The sequence below is a fragment of the Anaerosalibacter bizertensis genome, assembly GCF_009696605.1.
In the GTDB taxonomy this organism is placed as follows: domain Bacteria; phylum Bacillota; class Clostridia; order Tissierellales; family Sporanaerobacteraceae; genus Anaerosalibacter; species Anaerosalibacter bizertensis.
The window spans coordinates 1-19,989 of the sequence record NZ_VULR01000022.1; the positions used below are offsets into that span (position 1 = coordinate 1).

23 protein-coding genes are annotated in these 19,989 nt (G+C 29.9%); 21 read left to right on the forward strand and 2 right to left on the reverse strand.

The window, feature by feature from the left end; genetic code table 11:
* Positions 1-463 precede the first annotated feature (463 nt).
* The 6 genes from FYJ27_RS11560 to FYJ27_RS12975 all read left to right on the forward strand — a co-directional run bounded on the left by FYJ27_RS11560 (position 464) and on the right by FYJ27_RS12975 (position 5,225).
* Entirely contained in the window at positions 464-1,369 is a 906-nt protein-coding gene (locus FYJ27_RS11560; protein ID WP_195839128.1) for a DMT family transporter, read from the forward strand.
* A gap of 72 nt (positions 1,370-1,441) precedes the next feature.
* The gene (locus tag FYJ27_RS11565) at positions 1,442-2,422 is read left to right on the forward strand and encodes a helix-turn-helix transcriptional regulator (protein ID WP_195839129.1); all 981 of its coding nucleotides are present in this window, start codon (positions 1,442-1,444) and stop codon (positions 2,420-2,422) included.
* A gap of 137 nt (positions 2,423-2,559) precedes the next feature.
* Positions 2,560-2,937, forward strand: coding sequence for a hypothetical protein (locus tag FYJ27_RS11570; RefSeq protein ID WP_154484981.1), 378 nt, complete (start codon positions 2,560-2,562; stop codon positions 2,935-2,937).
* Positions 2,938-3,178: 241 nt separating this feature from the next.
* Positions 3,179-3,865, forward strand: a complete 687-nt coding sequence (locus tag FYJ27_RS11575) for a YjjG family noncanonical pyrimidine nucleotidase (RefSeq protein ID WP_154484982.1) — start codon at positions 3,179-3,181, stop codon at positions 3,863-3,865.
* A 194-nt stretch (positions 3,866-4,059) separates the two neighbouring features.
* Positions 4,060-4,713: a pyridoxal phosphate-dependent decarboxylase family protein gene (locus FYJ27_RS12970; RefSeq protein ID WP_154484983.1), complete on the forward strand. Its 654-nt coding sequence runs from the start codon at positions 4,060-4,062 to the stop codon at positions 4,711-4,713.
* Positions 4,644-5,225 carry a pyridoxal-dependent decarboxylase gene (locus tag FYJ27_RS12975; RefSeq protein WP_326831091.1) on the forward strand — a complete coding sequence of 194 codons (582 nt, stop codon included), beginning with the start codon at positions 4,644-4,646 and terminating at the stop codon, positions 5,223-5,225. Before FYJ27_RS12970 ends, FYJ27_RS12975 begins: the two co-directional genes overlap by 70 nt.
* Before the next feature lie 45 nt (positions 5,226-5,270).
* Here FYJ27_RS12975 and FYJ27_RS11590 read toward each other — a convergent pair whose 3' ends face one another.
* Positions 5,271-5,981 (reverse strand): zinc dependent phospholipase C family protein, encoded by a 711-nt coding sequence (locus tag FYJ27_RS11590; protein WP_326831090.1) that lies wholly within the window; start codon positions 5,979-5,981, stop codon positions 5,271-5,273.
* Between the two features lie 144 nt (positions 5,982-6,125).
* Here FYJ27_RS11590 and FYJ27_RS11595 point away from each other — a divergent pair, with 144 nt between their 5' ends.
* The 8 genes from FYJ27_RS11595 to FYJ27_RS11630 all read left to right on the forward strand — a co-directional run bounded on the left by FYJ27_RS11595 (position 6,126) and on the right by FYJ27_RS11630 (position 12,689).
* Positions 6,126-7,172 (forward strand): NADH:flavin oxidoreductase, encoded by a 1,047-nt coding sequence (locus FYJ27_RS11595; RefSeq protein WP_154484985.1) that lies wholly within the window; start codon positions 6,126-6,128, stop codon positions 7,170-7,172.
* 143 nt (positions 7,173-7,315) lie between these two features.
* Positions 7,316-7,525, forward strand: a complete 210-nt coding sequence (locus FYJ27_RS11600) for a helix-turn-helix domain-containing protein (RefSeq protein WP_229775558.1) — start codon at positions 7,316-7,318, stop codon at positions 7,523-7,525.
* Positions 7,526-7,682: 157 nt separating this feature from the next.
* Entirely contained in the window at positions 7,683-8,126 is a 444-nt protein-coding gene (locus FYJ27_RS11605) for a hypothetical protein (RefSeq protein ID WP_154484987.1), read from the forward strand.
* A complete protein-coding gene (locus tag FYJ27_RS11610) occupies positions 8,120-8,386 on the forward strand; it encodes an FAD-dependent oxidoreductase (RefSeq protein WP_154484988.1) in 267 nt (88 codons plus the stop codon). Before FYJ27_RS11605 ends, FYJ27_RS11610 begins: the two co-directional genes overlap by 7 nt.
* 51 nt (positions 8,387-8,437) lie before the next feature.
* Positions 8,438-8,743, forward strand: a complete 306-nt coding sequence (locus FYJ27_RS11615; RefSeq protein WP_154484989.1) for a hypothetical protein — start codon at positions 8,438-8,440, stop codon at positions 8,741-8,743.
* A 281-nt stretch (positions 8,744-9,024) separates the two neighbouring features.
* The gene (locus FYJ27_RS11620; protein ID WP_154484990.1) at positions 9,025-10,596 is read left to right on the forward strand and encodes a phytoene desaturase family protein; all 1,572 of its coding nucleotides are present in this window, start codon (positions 9,025-9,027) and stop codon (positions 10,594-10,596) included.
* Positions 10,596-11,813 (forward strand): 2Fe-2S iron-sulfur cluster-binding protein, encoded by a 1,218-nt coding sequence (locus FYJ27_RS11625; RefSeq protein WP_154484991.1) that lies wholly within the window; start codon positions 10,596-10,598, stop codon positions 11,811-11,813. The genes FYJ27_RS11620 and FYJ27_RS11625 overlap by 1 nt, the downstream gene beginning before the upstream one ends.
* Positions 11,814-11,894: 81 nt before the next feature.
* Positions 11,895-12,689, forward strand: a complete 795-nt coding sequence (locus FYJ27_RS11630) for an FAD-dependent oxidoreductase (protein WP_195839130.1) — start codon at positions 11,895-11,897, stop codon at positions 12,687-12,689.
* A 47-nt stretch (positions 12,690-12,736) separates the two neighbouring features.
* Here the strand turns inward: FYJ27_RS11630 and FYJ27_RS11635 are convergent, their stop codons facing one another.
* Positions 12,737-13,249: a nucleoside 2-deoxyribosyltransferase gene (locus FYJ27_RS11635; RefSeq protein WP_154484993.1), complete on the reverse strand. Its 513-nt coding sequence runs from the start codon at positions 13,247-13,249 to the stop codon at positions 12,737-12,739.
* 140 nt (positions 13,250-13,389) lie between these two features.
* Here FYJ27_RS11635 and FYJ27_RS11640 point away from each other — a divergent pair, with 140 nt between their 5' ends.
* From FYJ27_RS11640 to FYJ27_RS11670, 7 genes are all read left to right on the forward strand, one after another.
* Positions 13,390-14,076, forward strand: a complete 687-nt coding sequence (locus FYJ27_RS11640) for an NAD(P)H-dependent oxidoreductase (RefSeq protein ID WP_154484994.1) — start codon at positions 13,390-13,392, stop codon at positions 14,074-14,076.
* A 187-nt stretch (positions 14,077-14,263) separates the two neighbouring features.
* Positions 14,264-14,614, forward strand: coding sequence for an ethanolamine utilization microcompartment protein EutS (eutS, locus tag FYJ27_RS11645; RefSeq protein WP_154484995.1), 351 nt, complete (start codon positions 14,264-14,266; stop codon positions 14,612-14,614).
* Positions 14,615-14,625: 11 nt separating this feature from the next.
* Positions 14,626-15,048, forward strand: coding sequence for a EutP/PduV family microcompartment system protein (locus FYJ27_RS11650; RefSeq protein WP_154484996.1), 423 nt, complete (start codon positions 14,626-14,628; stop codon positions 15,046-15,048).
* Between the two features lie 17 nt (positions 15,049-15,065).
* Positions 15,066-15,635, forward strand: a complete 570-nt coding sequence (locus tag FYJ27_RS11655; protein WP_154484997.1) for an ANTAR domain-containing response regulator — start codon at positions 15,066-15,068, stop codon at positions 15,633-15,635.
* Positions 15,636-15,648: 13 nt separating this feature from the next.
* A complete protein-coding gene (locus FYJ27_RS11660) occupies positions 15,649-17,064 on the forward strand; it encodes a histidine kinase N-terminal domain-containing protein (protein ID WP_229775557.1) in 1,416 nt (471 codons plus the stop codon).
* Positions 17,065-17,168: 104 nt separating this feature from the next.
* The gene (gene eutA / locus FYJ27_RS11665; RefSeq protein WP_154484999.1) at positions 17,169-18,599 is read left to right on the forward strand and encodes an ethanolamine ammonia-lyase reactivating factor EutA; all 1,431 of its coding nucleotides are present in this window, start codon (positions 17,169-17,171) and stop codon (positions 18,597-18,599) included.
* 18 nt (positions 18,600-18,617) lie between these two features.
* On the forward strand, positions 18,618-19,982 hold the full coding sequence (locus tag FYJ27_RS11670) for an ethanolamine ammonia-lyase subunit EutB (RefSeq protein ID WP_154485000.1): 1,365 nt from the start codon (positions 18,618-18,620) through the stop codon (positions 19,980-19,982).
* Positions 19,983-19,989 lie beyond the last annotated feature (7 nt).

The following is a 19,989-nucleotide window of genomic DNA, read 5'->3' on the forward strand; positions in this document are numbered from 1 at the left end:
AGGCTAACTATTTGTTTTTTGAAATCTTCCGTATACCTTTTTGCCATTTTAATTCCTCCCAATTCTTTATATTTTATATTATATCATTGTTCGGAATTTAGTTGTCCTATTTAGTATAGCCTATCTACTCGCCATTTTTACTTGCTATGAATGGAGCCAAAATATATGATCTTGATGAAAATCCGGTTGATATAAAAAGGTGGACAGAGTTGGAAAATGTACGTATATATTATGAATTTTTTAAAAGACATGAAAGAGAGTTTTGAAAAAATTAAAAAATGAATCGAATTTTACATTTCCATGTTATATATTTTTTAGATAAATACAATAAAAACAAATCTAATAATATTGACCCTTAAAGTTAAAGATACAGAGAATCACATTATTTTATTTTTGCTAATGGGAAGTAATTATTATATAATAAAATCTGCAATTTCAAACACAATAGTATAGGGGGAATATGATGGAGTTTACATGGTTTACACTTGCAATAGCTGCAACATTTTGCTGGGGGTTATCTGATGTATTTTTTAAAAAAGGGACAAACCCTACTGATAAGTATAGTCATTTAAGAATATTGATAATGATTGGATTAATGATGGGAATTCATTCAGTAGTAGAACTGCAAAAATTAAATTGGCAATATGATATTAAAAATATAATCAGTTATTTTCCAGTGTCATTTTTATATATATTATCTATGGCTATAGATTTTTATGGCTATAGATATTTATTAATATCTGTGGGCTCGCCAGTTGCTAGTACTTCTGGAGCTATAGCAGGGATATTGTCTTTTAAAGTATTAGGTAAAACTATGTCTGGATGGCAATTTTTTGCGGTAAGTTTAATTACATTAGGTTTGATTTTATTAGCTGTTTTAGAAAAAAAAGAAGCAGATAGGGAAAGCTTAAAAAATTCAGCACAAATAGATAAAAAAAATAAAATAGGAGCAGCTGCGTTATTATTTCCTATCTTTTATGCTATTTTAGATGGGGTGGGTACATTTTTAGACGATGTATACTTAAGCAAATATTTTACACCAGAGGAAGCATTGATATCCTTTGAATTAACATTTTGTATTGTAGCCTTGATATCATTATTTTATATAATAGTAGTTAAGAAACAGGGGTACAAGCTAGTAGATGAAAAATATAATATTTATGGTGGACTATTTGAAACAGCAGGTCAATTTTTTTATGTATATGCTCTAAATTCTAATTCAGTAGTTGCAGCACCATTGATGTCAATAGATAGTATAGTAGCTGTCATATTTGGAAGGATTTATTTAAAAGAAAAACTAACCAAGGAGCAATATTTTACTATTATAATGATAAGTATAGGAGTATTTATATTGGGATTTTATGAATAGGCTATAAGAATTATATAATTCCAATAGTTTAAATTAATGATCAGGGATAGATAAGATTAAATGGGGGCAAATATGATAGAAGACGATAGCATGCCAAAAGTATATAGAATTTTGAAGATGGCTGAAATATTAATAAATAATGGTTCATTTGTAAAAAGTGATTTAGCAGAAAAGTTCCATGTAGATAAAAAAACAATACAGAGAGATATTGATGTTTTAAAGTACTATTTTGAAACATTATCTGAAAACTATAAAGGAACACTCTACTATGATAAAAAGGAAAAATGTTATAAGTTAAAACATATTTATGATGATGAGTTGACGAAAAATGAGATATTAGCTATTTGTAAAATATTATTGGAAAGTAGAGCTTTAAATGTAAATGAAATGAATACTATAATTGAAAAACTTGAAAAGAAGGTATATCCTAAAGAAGATGAAAAACTTTTAAAATATATTATTGGAAATGAAAAGCTAAACTATATGGAAGTTAAACATAGGGGAGACTTGATAAACATACTATGGAAGTTATCCTATGCTGTTAAGAAACAGTTTTTGATAAATGTAAAGTATAGGAGAGCTGATGGTAGTGTTGTTGAAAGAACACTTGAACCTGTTGGAGTAATGTTTTCAGATTTCTATTTTTATCTTATTGCATATTTAAAAGGTAAAAAGAAAGACTATCCAGCTATTTATAGGGTAGATAGAATAGTTGAATGGAATATTACTGAGGAACATTTTAAAGTTGAATATAATAAAAGATTTGAAGATATTGAATTTAGAAAGAGAATACAATTTATGCAAGGAGGAAATATTCAGACAATCAAATTTAAATTTTGGGGTGAATCTTTAGAGGCTGTATTAGACAGATTACCTACTGCAGAAATATTAGAGAAAAAGGATGGAAAGGCTATTATTAAAGCAGAAATATATGGGCGTGGAATAAAAATGTGGCTTTTAAGTCAGATGCAATTTTTAGAAGTTATGGAACCAAAAGAATTTCGGGAAGAAATGAAAGATACAATTGAACAGATGTTAAACAATTATATTTAAAAATAAAACCATAATGAAATAATTAGTTCATTATGGTTTTTTTATGATTTTAAAATTCAAATAGACACAATTTGTCCATGTAGTTTTGCTAATATTTTAAATAAGAAAAAGAAATGCAAAGAGGAGGCGTAGCAGATATGGCAATAGGAGATAGGGAATATATAATATCAAAATCTTTAAAGGGAGAGGAAGTTTATGAAATACTTAAAAGTCAGTTAAAAACTACTAAAGTAGATGGTATTAATTATGATCACAATTTTGAAAGAGTTGAGATAAGTGCTAACTACTGTAAATATATAGTTACAATATCAGGAAATAAATTAAAAATTAGTACTAAGTGGAATAACAAGTGGTTATATATAGGATTAGCCCTATTAATAACAAGTTATTTTCTTATTCTACCTTTAGCAGGTATAATTGCATTAATTATATTAACCCATTCAGAACAAAAGGAAATAAGATCCCTAATATATCAGATATTGAATATTGGAGATTTGGGAAATGTTAATGAGTAAACATTTATAGACTTTCTTTTAGTTGTTGTTAAACATATATTTATACTGACCTTAAAAATATAAAATTTTAATTAAAACTTAGGTTAGTTTTATTAAACTAGTATTTTTAGTGAAATTAAAGCATTCTCTTTTAGAGGATGCTTTTTTGTTAATAATAGATATTTATATACATGATTAAGGAGTATTTTTTAGTTATATGATATAATTAAAAAAATCAGTTATGATATGTGGGGTGATTGTTATGAAATATGAAGTTATAATTTTTGATGCAGACGATACTTTATTTGATTTTAAAAAATCTGAAAGTGAAGCTTTTAAAAAGACTATGTTTGAATTTGATATAAAATATGATGAAGAAAATCATTTGAAAATATATGAGGATATAAATAAAGCTATATGGGAAGAGTTTGAGGCTGGACTTATTAGCCAAGAAAAATTAAAAGTAGAAAGATTCAGAAGATTATCAGATAAATTAAATATTTCATTAGATGAAGTTAAGTTTGCAAAGGCATATATGAAACATTTATCCCAGGCGTCTTTTCTACTTGATGATAGTATGGATCTTGTGAAAAGTTTGCATAAAGATTATATTCTTGCTATGATTACCAATGGACTTAAGTATGTTCAGGATAACAGAATAAGAAAGTCTTCTATAGCGAAATATTTTGATGAGATAATAGTATCTGAGGAAGTAGAGGTAGCAAAACCAGATCCTAAAATTTTTGAGTATGCTTTAGATAATATAGAGTGTAAAGACAAGAGCAAGATACTTATGGTAGGAGATAGTCTAACTTCAGATATACAAGGTGGAATAAATTTTGGTATAGACACTTGCTGGTATAATCCTAATAAAACTTTCAATAAAATGAATATAAAACCTACTTATGAAATTTCTAAACTTATGGAGCTTAAGACCATACTTAAATAACGTTAAAACTAAATATATTAAAGATTTATATAGAGGTAAACTAGCTAAATAACAATAAAAATATATCAGTAACAAATTTGAAAATTTGTTACTGATATATTTTTTTAGAATAGCTAATAACAGTAGAGCATAAACAAAGTCTTCATATGATTTTAGTTTATTATATAATATAAATACAATATTATTTTTGCTTTATGCCTAATGATATGTCCCCTTATTCTATATTTGGAGAATTTATTAACTCTATTCACAATCCTTATGGAGGAGGATGTAGCATTAGTGGAGGTACAGCAACTTTAGAAAATGAAACTATTGGTTGGATGGGTTCCTTAATAGGTTATGACGGTGAAAAACTAGGTGGTCAGTTTGTATCAGGTGGTTCTATGGCCAATTTAACTGCTTCTATTGTGGCTAGAGATGATAAATTGAAACCAGAAGAGTTTATAAAAGGGACAGTCTATGTATCAGATCAAACCCATAGTTCTGTTACAAAAGCTATTCACCTTATGGGATTGCCTAAAAAAAATGTTAGAATAGTTCCCACTATAGAAGATTTTAAAATGGATATTAATAAATTAGAGGAAATCATTAAAGATGATATACTAAATGATTTCAAACCTTTTTTATTAGTAGGTAGTTCTGGAACAACAAATATAGGTTCAGTTGATCCTTTAGGAAAATTAGGGGAAATTGCAGAGAAATATAAAATTTGGTACCATGTAGATGGTGCTTATGGGGCATCTGTATTATTATCTAGCCATAAAGATATGTTAAGGGAATTGAAAAATCAGACTCTGTTAGTTGGGATGGACACAAATGGCTTTTTCAAACCTATGGATGTGGAGTAGTTATATGTAGGGATAAAATGAAACTTGTAGAAACTTTCCATACAAACCCAGAATATCTGAAAGATGTTGAGTCTACTGGTGAAGAGTTTAACTTTTGGGATATGGGAATGGAATTAACAAAACCTGCAAGAGGTATGAAATTGTGGTTTACATTACAAACTGTAGGTATAGATGCTATGAGACAGGCTATTGATCAAGGCTTTGTTATTGCAGATTGGATTGAAGAGGAAGTACTTAAATATGATAGCTTTGAAATTGTTTCTAAATCTCAAATGGGTATAATCAATTTCCGTTTTGTAAGTGATAAATACACAGAGGAAGAACTAAATGATATAAATCGTAACCTTTCTAAAAGGGCATTAGAAAAAAATTATGTTGCTTTTTTAACTACTACCTTAAGGGGAAAGGTGGTTCTAAGATTTTGTTGTAACAATCCTCTCACAACAAGAGAAGAGATAAATAAAATTATTAATGATATTCAGAAATGGATAAAAGAAGAAACAAATATCTAGATTTCTATACATAATAAAAGACTTAGGATTAAAAAAGAATAGATTCTAAGTCTTTTTTATATCCTCATAAAACATGACCATAGCTCCAGCTGTAGTCCTTTTGGCAAGAGGAAGAGCACACTTGGTTATATGATAAAATCTAGCTTTGTCATCCGATATAGTACTAAATTGTTTATAAATTTTAATCGCAATCCTAGTATTAAATCTTATATAATCTCTAATAGAATCTAATAGATAAGCTCCTTTTTCCACTTCAAATTCTTTTAGATAACCATATGTATTTTTAACATATGATTCATATTGGCGATGATTATCGAGTAGTTTAATATTAGCATGTTGAGGTATTGTCATATCCTGGATAATGTGAAGAGCTGCACCTAGAAAAAACAGGGATTCATTAAGTTTATTGTCTTCCCATAGTTCAAGAGCTTTAGAATAATAGTCAATGCCTAAGTCTAATGCACTTTTTCTGCCATACAATCCTTTTTTCTGAAAAGGATTATAGAAATGGTTTGAGCTTTTGAAATCTTGATCTGCCCATACAGTTCCTTCATTTATATCTAAAATATAGTTGCTAAAAAAGTAATATTCTGATAGATAATTATCGTTTTTAAGTATTGTTAATGCATCTACATTAATTGATTTATGAACTTTACATTGAGTTTTTATTATGGACTTTTTAATTGGATTTACTACACCAAAGATTACATTTAAAACATGGTTATAGGTTGTTTCAATAGCGTCTATTTTAACCACCTTCTTTAAACAATTAGATAACTTTATTATCTGTAATTTATCTAATAATAAACATATATTTTATATTTTTAATAGGCAAGTATGATATTATCTATAGTTAGATAATGAAAATACTATAAATTGATATGAAAGGTTGAGAAGATAATGAATTTACTTTTTAAACCACAAAAAATTAAAAATTTAGAAATAAAAAATAGGATTGTATTACCACCTATGGTTTGCTTTGGGTTTGCTGAAGACAATGGTTTTGTTTCTGAAAAAAATATAAACCATTATGAATCCATAGCTAAAGGTGGTACTGGACTTGTTATTGTAGAGGCAACATCTGTAGACAAAGATGGAAGATTGTCTACAGATCAACTGGGAATCTGGTCTGATGATTATATAGAAGGTTTGAGTAAGATAGCTGATGTATGCCATAAACATGGTTCAAAGGTATTTATACAACTTCATCATGCAGGACTTAAAACTCCAAAGCATATAAATGAAGATACTATAACTTCATCATATTATAGCGATGGTGATATATTAGCTAGATCCATGACAATTGATGAAATCCATAGTCTTAAAAGGGATTTTATAAATGCTTCTATTAGGGCAGAAAAAGCTGGTTTTGATGGGGTAGAGATTCATGGTGCTCATTCATATCTTATGACACAATTTTTTTCTACTAAGGTAAATAAACGTGAAGATGAATATGGTGGAAGTCTTGATAATAGATTGAGATTTGTAAAAGAAATTGTTGAAGGGATTAAAGAAAATGTTAATGACGATTTTATTGTTGGCATTAGAGTAGGTTGTAATGAAGATGGTTTGAAAACTAGTATTAATATGGCAAAAAAACTAGAACATATAGGAATGGACTATCTTCATATCTCTACAGGATTTGATAATACTCCAATTGAGGAGAAAGTGCCTGAAGAATTTCCTTGTAATTGGATTGTCTACGGTGCAACTAAAATAAAAAAAGAAGTAACTATTCCAATTATAGCTGTAAATTCAATTAAGACAGTGGAAAAAGCAAGTTATTTAATTGATAACAATCTAGTAGATTTTGTTGCTATAGGTAGACCTCAGCTTGCAGATTATAACTTTACAAAACGTATAAAAGAAGGACAAGAGATTGTTAAATGTCTGGGCTGCAAACCATGTAAGTGGTTTACTAGTGGAGATAGTTGCCCGAGAGTATAAATGTTTAAAATCAAAATACTAATAAGCCTTGTATCTTAACATATTTCGATTTAAATAAAGGATTTTAAATAAAAATATAGAAATGATTATTAAGGAGTTAAAATCTTTATTTAATATTTGAATGGGGGAATTATCTTGTGAATATGGATAAGTTTACTCCTGAAAATAGATATCTTGTCATAAAATATGCTTTAGAAACAAACAACGTTAGTAAGGCATGTAAGTTTTTTGGTATATCACGAACAAGTTATTATAAGTGGTATAATAGATATCAGAAGATGGGCATTGAAGGTTTAGAAGATATACCAAGATCAAAACCTAAAATGCCTAATAAAGTTCCCAAATATATATAATACTTATCCAGGATATGTCATACAGCAAGGAACTACTTATATAGGAAAGATTGAAACCTTAGGAAAAATATATCAAATTGCTTCAGTTGACTGCTATTCTAATTATGCTTTTGCTAAAATTTATCCTAATAAAGAATCAATAAATGTAATAAATCTTATGGAGACGAAGATGCTTCCTACTGTTGAAGCATTAGATCTGAAAATAAGTAATTTAATAACAAATAATGCATTAGAATATTCAACTAATTGGGATAAAGCTCAGCACAAATATGATACTTTTTTAACAAATAAAAATATAAAGCATTGGACAATCCCTTCAAAAGAAACTCAATATTTTGAGTTTCTACATGATTTTAACTCAATAATACATGAAGAATTTTATATTAACTTAATAAAATGGGAGAAAAACTATTCCATTAAAAAAATCCAATCTGAATTAAATGAATTTATGAGATATTATAATTTTGAAAGGCCAATAAATAAGGGTTCTAATAAAGGGAAAACACCTATTGAAGTAATAATGTCTACAAAAGATAAGGATTTTCCACTTCCACTATGGTTTTATGTAGATAGTATTAAGGACGGTGATAAAATGTGGTAGATAAGGATAAAAAGATAGGAATAATAGGTGCAGGTGCTTCAGGGTTAAGTACAGCTTATTTTCTTGAAAATAAGGGATATAGGAATGTAACTGTACTAGAAAAAGATACTCGTGTAGGTGGAAAATGTTTTACAATCAAATATAAAGATAAAACTTATGAATTAGGAGCCATGATGGCAGTACCAAGCCATTTAAATATATTAGAACTAATGAATAAAGTAGGTATGGAACAGTTTTCAAGATTTCCATCATCTCTTTAGCAATATGCCAGGTCATGTCATGTTCTTGTGTGGTATTATAGGTGGCAAGATATGGCATATAATGATTTGATAACAGTATATGCTTTAGGTAATGATGAGATAGATGAAAGTAAGTGTAAAGCAATAGTTGAAGAAGATTTAAGAAGATTGGGAGCCAAAATAAATAGATTACATATACATAAGAGCTGGAAGTACTTTCCTCATGTAGATAGTGAAACTATGGCAGAAGGTTTCTATGATAAATTGGAAGACCTTCAATCTGTAAATAATACTTATTATGGAGGAGAAATAATGTCTTTTTCCAGTATAGAACAATGTATCGCTTATTCAAAATATCTTGTAAATAAATTTTTCTAGAATTTTAAGACCTAAAGGTCTTTTTTTTTATCAAAATTACATTCAAGTTGGGTTTACATATATAAAAATTATTTTGAGAAAATTTAGTCATATTCCTATGACAAACACTGAAACATATAGAATTTTAATTTAAATAAACTAGTGTAAACCCTATTACAAAATAAACATTTAGAATGGCTATTTCATCAACTTGTTTAGAAATTGACAATATTTATGGTAAAAGTTAGAATAAACTTATAGAAGTTAGAAAATTCGATAAATAGAAGAAAAGAGGGAGGAATATGAAAAGAAAAGCTAATAAAAAATATTCAAAATTTAATGAATATTATGATGTTATCATAATCGGAGCTGGTTTAGCAGGACTTTCTGCAGGTTTGCAACTTGGCCTTTCTGGGAAACGTTGCCTTATATTAGAACAACATAATTTACCAGGAGGGCTTGCTACAAGTTTTGTTAGAGGTCCATTTGAATTTGAAGCTACTCTTCATGAGCTTCAAAGTGTTGGAACCGCTGAAAATCCTAGAAAGATAAGAAGATTTTTAGACGAAGCGGGAGTAGATGTTGAATGGATTCAAGTTCCTGAAGCTTATCAATTAGTTCTTCCTAATCAAAATATCAATGTTACTCTACCTTATGGAATTGAAAATATGATAGAAGTTGTGGAGAAGGAAGTACCAGGAACAAGGAATAAGATGACTAAGCTAATGAAAGTATGTAAAGAAGTAATGGATAGTCTAAATTATTTTGGAGAAATAGGCGGTGCAGATAAACTTAGCAAATGGGAGATGCTTAGAAATCATTCATCTTTTGTTAAAACAGCAGGATATTCTGCACAAGAGGTAATAGATACATTTGAACTTCCTCAAAAGGCTATAGATATTATATCTCCTTATTGGATTTATGTGGGGGTACCTCTTAAAAGATTGTCTTTTACAGTTTGGGCTTATTTAATGGGTGACTATTTTGAAGGAGGAGCAGTAGTTGCAAGACACAATTCTCACGCTATAAGTGTAGGTATGGATAAACGTGTTAGAGAACTTGGAGGACAAATTGAGTATAAGACAAGAGTTGAGAAGATACTTGCTGAGAACGGAAAGGTTATAGGGGTAGAAACAGCAGCAGGTGATATGATTAGAGCAAACTATGTAATATGTGGATCATATCCTAATAAAGTATATACGAAAATGGTATATCCTAAATCTGAGGTTCCTGAAATAGCTTATAAGTTAACTAATGCTAGAAATATAGGAGTAACAGCCTTATGTGTATATCTTGCATTAGATGCTCCACCAGAAGAACTAAATATAGAAAGTTATAGTTATTTTGTTGGAGATACCATGGATACAGATTTAATCTGGGAAAATTATAAGACATTGGATCCACCAAATTATATTACAACTATTGTACTAAATAAGGCTGTAGAAGATTGTTTTCCAAGTGGAACTACGGAAATGAGTATAACGGCTCTTCCTAAACCAGATGGTTGGCTAAATGTTAAGGAAGAAGATTATTATGATATTAAAAGATTTATGGCTAAAGCAATGATTGAAAAAATGAATGATGTCCTTGGGGTCAATTTATTTGCTCATATAGAAGAAATAGAAATTGCAACACCGGCCACAATTTCTAGGTATACTGGTTCTTGGAATGGCTCTGTATATGGTTATGAGCATCAGGTATGGGATTCTTTAGTTGGAAGAATGTCTACAGAAAGACAAGAAAGGTATATTAAAGGGTTAGAATTTGCCGGAGCTCATTCTTCTATAGGAAATGGTTATGCTCCAGCAATAACATCAGGTAGAAAAGCAGCAGCTGAAGTATTAAAGGCAATGAGGGAAGGAGGCAATAACTAATGAAAGTTAAAGGATTTTTTGAGGATATAAAAGGTCCTAGCAATATATTGGAAATTAGGAAAGAAAAAATTAAAAATGCGTCTCCTAAGCCAGTTACCAAAGATCCCATAAATGAATTGGCGAAAAAAATACATCCAGATAAAGTTTATTTAACTATTGATTCTGTTGAGCAAACTACTGCTACATCTAGAACATATAGATTTGTAAAAAGCAACAAATATGGAGAAGATGCTCCAGAAATACCTATATTTCAAGCAGGACAATATATTAGTTTCAAATTTCAAATAGGAGAATCTTGGGTTACCAGACCTTATTCTATTTCTTCAGCACCTTATCAAGTATTAGAAAATAGAAGTAAGAAACCTTTTGTGGAAGTATCCATTCGTAAAAAGGATGGTGGGTTTGTAACGGAATATATTTGGGAAAATTGGAAACCAGGTACTGAAGTTATGGCTTCTATGGCCCATGGACAATTTTATTATGAACCCTTAAGAGATGCAGATACGATAGTTGCATTAGCTGGCGGATCTGGTATAACTCCATTTCATTCTATGGCTAGAGAAATTTGCAATGGAAAGTTAGAGGCTAAGTTAATACTCATCTATGGAAGTAATTTTAAAAAAGAATTTATGTTTTATAAAGAATTTATTGATTTTGAGAAAAATCATCCAGATAAAATAAAATTTGTACCTGTACTTAGTGGAGAAGAAAAAGGTTGGGATGGCGAAACAGGATTTATAACCAAGGATATTATTAAAAAGTATACTGATATAAATAATAGTACTTTCTTTATATGCGGTCCCCAAGTAATGTACAAATTTGTTGAAAAAGAATTGAATAATCTTAAAATACCGAGAAAAAGAATTAGAAGAGAAGTATTTGGAGAAATGCCAGATATATACTCTATGGATGATTTTCCTAATAGTGCTAAAAACAAAAAATATAGTATTAAGGTCCATATAGGAAAAAATATCGTAGATATTGAAGCAAGTTCTTCTGAATCTGTTTTGGTAGCACTTGAAAGGAATGGTATAAAAAATGACTCACATTGTAGATCGGGCGAATGTGGATTTTGTCGTTCACAGCTGTTAAAAGGTGAAATATATGTAAGTCCTGAAAATGATGGAAGAAGAGAAGCAGATAAAATATATGGATATTTCCATCCATGCTCTTCTTATCCTATAAGCAGCTTAGAGATTAGAATTTCTTTGGCTTAATTTTAAGTTGTTTAAAACAAACATATTATATTAAACCTAATATAATATGTTTTAAAAATAAAAGAAGAAAGGATGATTAAAATGGCTAAGGATTTAAAAGAAAGGATATGTATTGTAGGAGCTGGTCCATCAGGTTTATCAGCAGCTTATGTACTTAAATATTTAGATTGGGAAACAATGAACTCTTTTATAAGAAAAGATTTATTAACTTGGAAAAAAGGAACCCAAGAAGTTTGGAAAGAGCTTTCATATAGACTTAATAAAAAACCAAGACTTTGCACAAAGATAAATAAAGTAAGAAGAGAAGATGACAAAGTATATGTATATACTGAATTTGGTAGAGAAGAATATGATAAAATAATATTTACTTCTCCATTGCAAGACTTACATCTATATGTTGACGTAACAGAAGAAGAGGAAGAACTGTTTTCTAAGATAAAATATGAAGACTATAAGGTATTTGCTTGTACAGTAGAAAATTATCCAACTATTTCTGGTTATATCCCAGGAAACATGATGCAATCTAGAGCAGGACATACAATGGTATATTACCATAGATGGGAAAATGAACCAGAACAAATAGTAACAATGTATGTTTTAGGAGATCCTCAAGAAAGGGTAGGAGTAAAAGAAGCAAGACAACTTGTAGAGGAAGACCTTGAAACTTTAGGCATGAATCTTATAGATATTGTTATGCATAAGTCTTGGAGATATTTTCCACATGTTAATTGTGATGAGTTAAAACATGGTTGGTATGATAAAGTAGAGGGAATGCAAGGAGAACTAGGAACCTACTATGCAGGAGAAGTAATGAATTTTGGCAATATTGATGAATGTGTAGCTTATTCAAAATTATTAGTTAATAGATTCTTTTAAGTTATAAGTAGTGTAAAGAATGGGGACAGGTAGTTGTCCCTGTTCTTTTAAAAATATTTTTCTTCAAAATTTTTTACTATTGCAATAATTTTTTCTTTATAGTCATCTTCTCCAGGATATCCTTCTACTATATATCCATGTTCTTTAACTTTGCCTAAAATCATTAGGTTTCTATATAAATGATTGTCTCCAGTTCCTTGCCATCTCATATCTGTTATTATTCCAATGATTAGCCTTGGCTTCCTGTCAGGAATATTATATTCTTCTTCCATTTCCTTGATAAGGCCAAAGCCCATTATTTCTCCAGCTACCCCATCATCTATAGTAAGCCCATCAAGGCAAGCAAATAATATATTAGCTTTTTTTAATTCAAGAGTATCAGCTTGAGCAATTTTTATATCTGTTATTATATCATCATTTTCCCTTTTATCATTTATTTCTCCATTTCTTTGAGGAACATACATATTAATCCCTGTTTCACTTTCAATATAACTTGCTACTTCCTCTGTCCATCTAAACATCGCATCATTAAAAAAGTGTGAAGCAAAATATCCTTTCATTTAATTTCCCTCCTAATCGTATTTATCTTAAGTACCCTATAATATGATAATTAATCTCAAATATATTTGCAAAAAAAATTAAAATCAAATTAAGTTGGGTATATACATAAACAAGGAAATATATATTGGGAGGGATATTTATGAAAAATATTGATATAGAAAAAAGAAAAGAAGAGATATTAAATGCACATAAATTTAGATTTGCTTGTAAGGAATTTGATCCAGATAGGAAAATATCAGAAGAAGATTTTAAATTTTTACTTGAGGTAGGAAGACTTTCCCCTAGTTCTTTTGGATTTGAGCCATGGAAGTTTCTTGTAGTTGAGAATGAAGAACTTAGAGAAAAACTATTGCCTGCAGTTTGGGGAGTAAGGAGACAAATGCCAACATTGAGTCATTTGGTAATAATATTGGCAAGGAAGGGTTCAGAGGTTATATATAGTGCCGATTATATTACTCATATGATGAGAGATGTACACAAAATGCCAGATGATAAAATAAAGGAAAGACGTGAAAAGTATAGAGTATTTCAAAATGAAGATTTTAAAATATTTAATAATGAGAAAGATATGTTTGAATGGTCAATAAGACAAACTTATATTGCTCTTGGAAATATGATGACTGCTGCGGCAGAAATAGGTATAGATTCTTGCCCTATAGAAGGTTTTAATAAAGAAGAATTAGAAAAATTGTTGGAAAGTGAAGGGGTACTGGACAGAGAAAAATTTGGAGTATCTACATTAATTGCATTTGGATATAGAAAAGAAAATCCTCATAGAGAGAAAACCAGAAGACCTATGGAAGATGTAGTAGAGTGGATTAAATAAACAATTAAATTTTAAGAATATTGCTGTATTGTATTGCAATAGCATCTTTAATTTGTTATAATGAAAATACATTAGAATACGTTTGCACAATGGAGTGCTAATAAATGGCAATGACGCCTACAAAGGAAGTGGAATATCCACTTTATTGTAGGCGTTTTTTGTAATTTTAGACAAAGGATTTGATAATATGGCTGATGTAGAAAAACAAAGGGTTATACAGGAATATGTTCCAGGTAAACAAGTTACATTGGCACATTTAATAGCTAACCCTCAAAAAAACATATATGTAAAACTTGGATTGGATGATGAAAAGAGTAATGCTATAGGTATATTGACTATTACCCCAAGTGAAGCAGCTATAATAGCTGCAGATATTTCTACAAAGGTGGCAGATGTTGAAATAGGATTTTTAGATAGATTCAGTGGTTCGTTAGTTATAACAGGAGATGTTTCAAGTGTTGAGACAGCACTTAAAGAGGTATTAAACCTTTTATCAGATGTTCTAGCATTTACATCAACTAATATAACTAAATCTTAGGAGAGATTGCAATGAAAAAGATAATGTTAATTGGGGAGACTGGCAGTGGAAAGACCACACTTAAACAGGCACTAAATAATGAAAAAATAAGGTATAAAAAGACTCAATCCCTAGAATACTCTAAAAATATCTTAGATACTCCAGGTGAATATATTGAAAATAGAAGATATTATAATGCACTTATGATATCTTCAGTGGATTATGATATTATAGGACTTGTACAGGATTGTACCAGTGAAAAAGTTGTCTTTCCTCCAAATTTTACATCTATTTTTAATAAAAAGTCTATAGGGATTATAACTAAAGTGGATTGTTACAATGCTGATGTAAAAATAGCTGAAAAATATTTAAAACAAGCAGGAGTAGAAGATATTTTTTATGTGAATTCTATAAATGGAAAGGGTATAGAAGATATTAGAAGATTATTACAATAATTAAGGGAGGAAAAACCATGAGTAAAAAGATAGTAATAGCCGAAGATGAGCCTATTACTAGGATGGACATCTCAGAGATTTTAACAGGAGCAGGCTACAATGTTGTAGGTATGGCTTCTGATGGATTTGATATAGTGGAAATGTGTAAAAGTCTTAAACCAGATTTAGTTCTTATGGATATAAAAATGCCATTACTTGATGGGTTGAAGGCTTCGAGAATTTTACTAGAGGAAGAAATAGCCAGCTGTATAGTCCTTCTTACAGCTTATAGTACAAGGGAATTTATAAATGAAGCTAAAGGTATTGGTGTTATGGGATATATAGTTAAGCCTATAAATGAAAAAAATCTTCTACCAGCTATTGAAATAGCATTGGCAAAAGATGAAGAAATGAAATATATGAAAGAAAGCATGGAAAAAGCTAAGGGTGAGTTAGAAGCTAGAAAATTAGTTGAGAGAGCTAAAGGAATATTGATGAATAAAGGTAATGTGACAGAAGAAGAAGCTTATAATATGATTAGAAAATTAAGTATGGATAAAAGAGCACCTATGAAGGATATTGCTAAAGCAATAATAATGAATAGATAAAAGGTGAATGAAAATGAATATTATTGATATATGTAAAGAGTATACAAATCTAAGTTTTTCAGATATTGATGAGTTAAGAAAGATATCTGATATGCTTCCTACTATTTCAGAACTAGTGAGGGCGGATGTGTTTTTAGATTGTATTACAAAAGATCATACAAAAGCTATAGTAGTTGCTGAAGCAAAACCAATTCATGTAAAGTCCAACTATATGAATTCTGTAGTTGGGAAGATAGCTTTACAAGAAAATGAACCTGCAGCTCTTAGAACACTAAACACAGGTGTATCTACCCGAGGTTTAAAGGCTATTACTCAAGAAAATAAGACAGTGATTCAGACCACAGTACCTGTAAGGAATAAAAAAGGTGAGGTAATTGCTGTTTTAATAATAGAACAAGCTGTAAATCAGGTATTCAAAGATGGAGAAAATATAAATAGATCAACTCTTTCAAAATCTTTAGAGGATTTTCCAGAAATGTTTCAATATATGGGACAAAATTTAAGTTTAATAACTCAAAATATAGATGACAGTATTATTGTATTTGACAGGTATGGTATAGCCATCTATGCTAATCCATGTGCTAAAAGATTGTATAAAAAATTAGGCTATAGGGATGATATAGTAGGTATGAAGTTTAATAACTTGGTACTTGATGAAATAAGTTTTAAAAAAGTGCTTATGAATAACTATACTAAAACTCCTGAAACAAGCGCTGGAAATTTGGATTTAGAAATAAAATATAGTGTTATGAGACAGAAAGGTAAAGTAACTGGTGTAAATATGATAATAAAAGATATTACAGAGGTTAAAGAAAAGGAAAAAGAACTTATTTTAAAATCTGTTGTTATAAAGGAAATACATCATAGGGTGAAAAACAACCTTCAAACTATAGTTAGTCTATTAAGGTTACAATCTAGGAGAGTAGATGATGATTATTTAAAAAAGGCTTTTAATGAAAGTATAAGTAGAATTCTTAGTATTTCTGTAACACATGAATTATTAGCTCAAGAAGGTATAGATGAAGTAGATATAAAATCAATCTTAAAAATGATATCTAAGAATACATTAGATTATATATCGACTTCAGATCAAAATATAGAAGTAAATGTTTTAGGAGATAACTTCTCAGTAGATTCTGATAAAGCTACATCTATAGCCCTTGTGGTAAATGAGTTAATTCAAAATTCTATTGAACATGGTTTTAAAGATAGGGATCATGGTTATATAGAAATTGTAATATATAAAGGAGAGATACATTCAACTATTTCAGTTAAAGATGATGGCAGAGGTTTTAATGTTAAGGATATAAAAATGAATAGTTTAGGTTTAAATATAGTAGAACAAATTGTAAAGGATAAACTTGAAGGAGATTTTATTATAGATAGTGGAAAAGAAGGAACAAAGATAATATTCGATTTTAAAAATTAAATATTAAAACACAATGGCGTGTTTTCGAAGGCAAAGGAGCCAAGGAGTATGGAATTTTTCCATATTCTCTGGCTCTTTTTTTGAATTTTAAAGGAGAGGGTCCCATGAAGGAAGATATTTTAAGTGTAGGTATAGATATAGGAACATCTACAACTCAACTGGTTTTTAGCAATATAATCATTGAAAACAAAGCTTCTATAGTTTCTGTACCAATGATATCTATAGTAGAGAAAAAAGTTATATATAGAAGTGAAATATATTTTACGCCCTTATTATCCCTTACAGAAATAGATGCAATAGGAGTGAAGAAAATAATTGAAGGCGAGTATAGAAAAGCAGGCATAAGACCAGAAGATGTAGATACTGGAGCAGTTATTATAACTGGAGAAACTGCTAGAAAAGAAAATGCTAGTGAAGTACTCAAAAGTTTAAGTGGATTTGCAGGAGAATTTGTAGTAGCTACAGCTGGACCAGATTTAGAAGGAATTATTGCAGGTAAAGGTGCAGGTGCAGGTGAGTTTTCTAAACAAAAAGGAACTGTAGTAGCAAACTTAGATATAGGAGGTGGTACTACAAATATATCTGTATTTAAAAATGGGGATGTAATAGATACAGCTTGTCTTGACATAGGTGGAAGACTTATAAAAATCGATAAAGAAAATAGTGAAGTAACTTATCTATCAGAGAAGATGAAGCAATTAGTAGAGAGAATAGGATTAAAAATATCTGTAGGTTCTAAATTAGATAAGAATGAACTGGAAAAGATAACAAATAAAATGGCAGAAGTCCTTGAAGAAATTGTAGGAATAAAAGAACCTTCCGAAGAGTTGGAACTTTTAATTACAAATCATGACTTAAGAAGAGATTATGAAATAGAGTATCTATCTTTTACAGGTGGGGTTGCAGATTGTATTTCTAACCAACCTGATAATTGGTTCCAATTTGAAGATGTAGGGTTTTTATTAGGAAAATCTATAAAAGATTCTAAGCTGACTAAAGAGAAAAAAACATTAAAACCAGCTGAAACCATAAGGGCTACTGTAGTAGGAGCAGGTTCTCATACTACAGATATAAGTGGAAGTACTATAGATGTTAGCGAAGATGTTCTTCCTATAAAAAATATCCCGATATTAAAGTTAACTGAGGAAGATGAAAAACTTAGCTTTGATGAGATGAGTAAAGTTATTGCTGATAAATTAAAGTGGTTTGGATTGGAAGATAATAAACAATTAGTAGCATTAGCTATTAAAGGATTGAAAAGTGGGAGCTTTAAATATATTCAAGAACTTTCTAATTCAATTATAAATGGTATGGAAGAGATAATAAACTCTAATGCTCCTCTTATAGTTATTGCAGAAAGTGATATGGCAAAGGTTCTTGGGCAAACTTTAAAAACCCAATTAAATAATAAAAAAGATATAGTTTGTATAGATTCCATAAAAGTATCAGATGGAGATTATATAGACATAGGTAAGCCTTTGGCTGAAGGAAAGGTAGTACCAGTTATAGTGAAAACATTATTATTTAACTATTAAATTAAAGAGGTGAAGGTAATGAGATTAAAAACTAAGCTTTTTGGCACTGTTTATCAATTTAAAGATATTAAAGAAGTGTTAGCAAAGGCAAATGAAGAAAAATCAGGAGATAGTTTAGCAGGTATTAGTGCTGAATCTCTTACAGAAAGGATTGCTGCAAAAGAAGTATTAAGTAATTTAACATTAAGTGACCTAAGAAACAATCCAGTAGTCCCATATGAAGAAGATGAAGTTACAAGAATTATTCAAGATGCAGTAAATGAAAAGATTTACAATGGGATAAAAAACTGGACAGTTGCAGAACTTAGAGAGTGGTTATTGGATGTTAAAACTACAGACCAGGATATTAGAAGAATAAGAAGAGGTCTAACAAGTGAAATGATAGCCGCTGTAGCGAAACTTATGACTAATCTTGATCTTGTTTATGCAGCTAAGAAGATTAAAGTTATAGCTCATTGTAACACTACTATTGGGACTGAAAATACGTTGGCTATGAGACTTCAACCAAATCATCCTAGTGATAATATTGATGGAATCCTTATATCGTTGTATGAAGGTTTAAGTTATGGAATAGGTGATGCTGTTTTAGGACTTAACCCTGTAGACGATAGTGTTGAAAGTGTTACAAGTGTATTGAATTTATTTGAAGAAGTAAAGACAAAATGGGAAATTCCTACACAAAACTGTGTTCTTGCTCACGTAACAACTCAAATGGAAGCTATAAGAAAAGGGGCTCCAAGTGATATGATATTCCAAAGTATAGCAGGAACTCAAAAAGGAAATGAAGCTTTTGGAGTAACTGCTGAATTATTAGATGAAGCAAGAGAACTTGTTCTTAAAGAAGGTACATCTGTAGGGCCAAATGTTATGTACTTTGAAACTGGACAAGGTTCAGAATTATCTTCAGATGCTCATTTTGGAGTAGATCAAGTTACATTGGAAGCTAGATGTTATGGATTTGCTAAAAGATATGAACCATTTTTAGTAAATACTGTTGTAGGATTTATAGGACCAGAGTATCTATATGATAGCAAACAAGTTATTAGGGCAGGATTGGAAGATCATTTCATGGGTAAATTAAGTGGAATATCTATGGGTGTAGACGCATGTTATACAAACCATATGAAAGCAGATCAAAATGATTTAGAAAACCTAGCTATAGTTCTTTCGACAGCTGGTTGCAACTATTTGATTGCTGTACCACAAGGTGATGATGTAATGCTTAACTATCAAACATTAGGCTATCATGATGGAGCAGCTTTAAGAGAACTATTAGGTTTAAGACCTATAAGAGAATTTGAAATTTGGTTAGAAAAAATGGGAATTTATAAAGATGGCAAACTTACTAAAAGGGCTGGAGATGCTTCTATATTTATTAAATAGCCGGTGA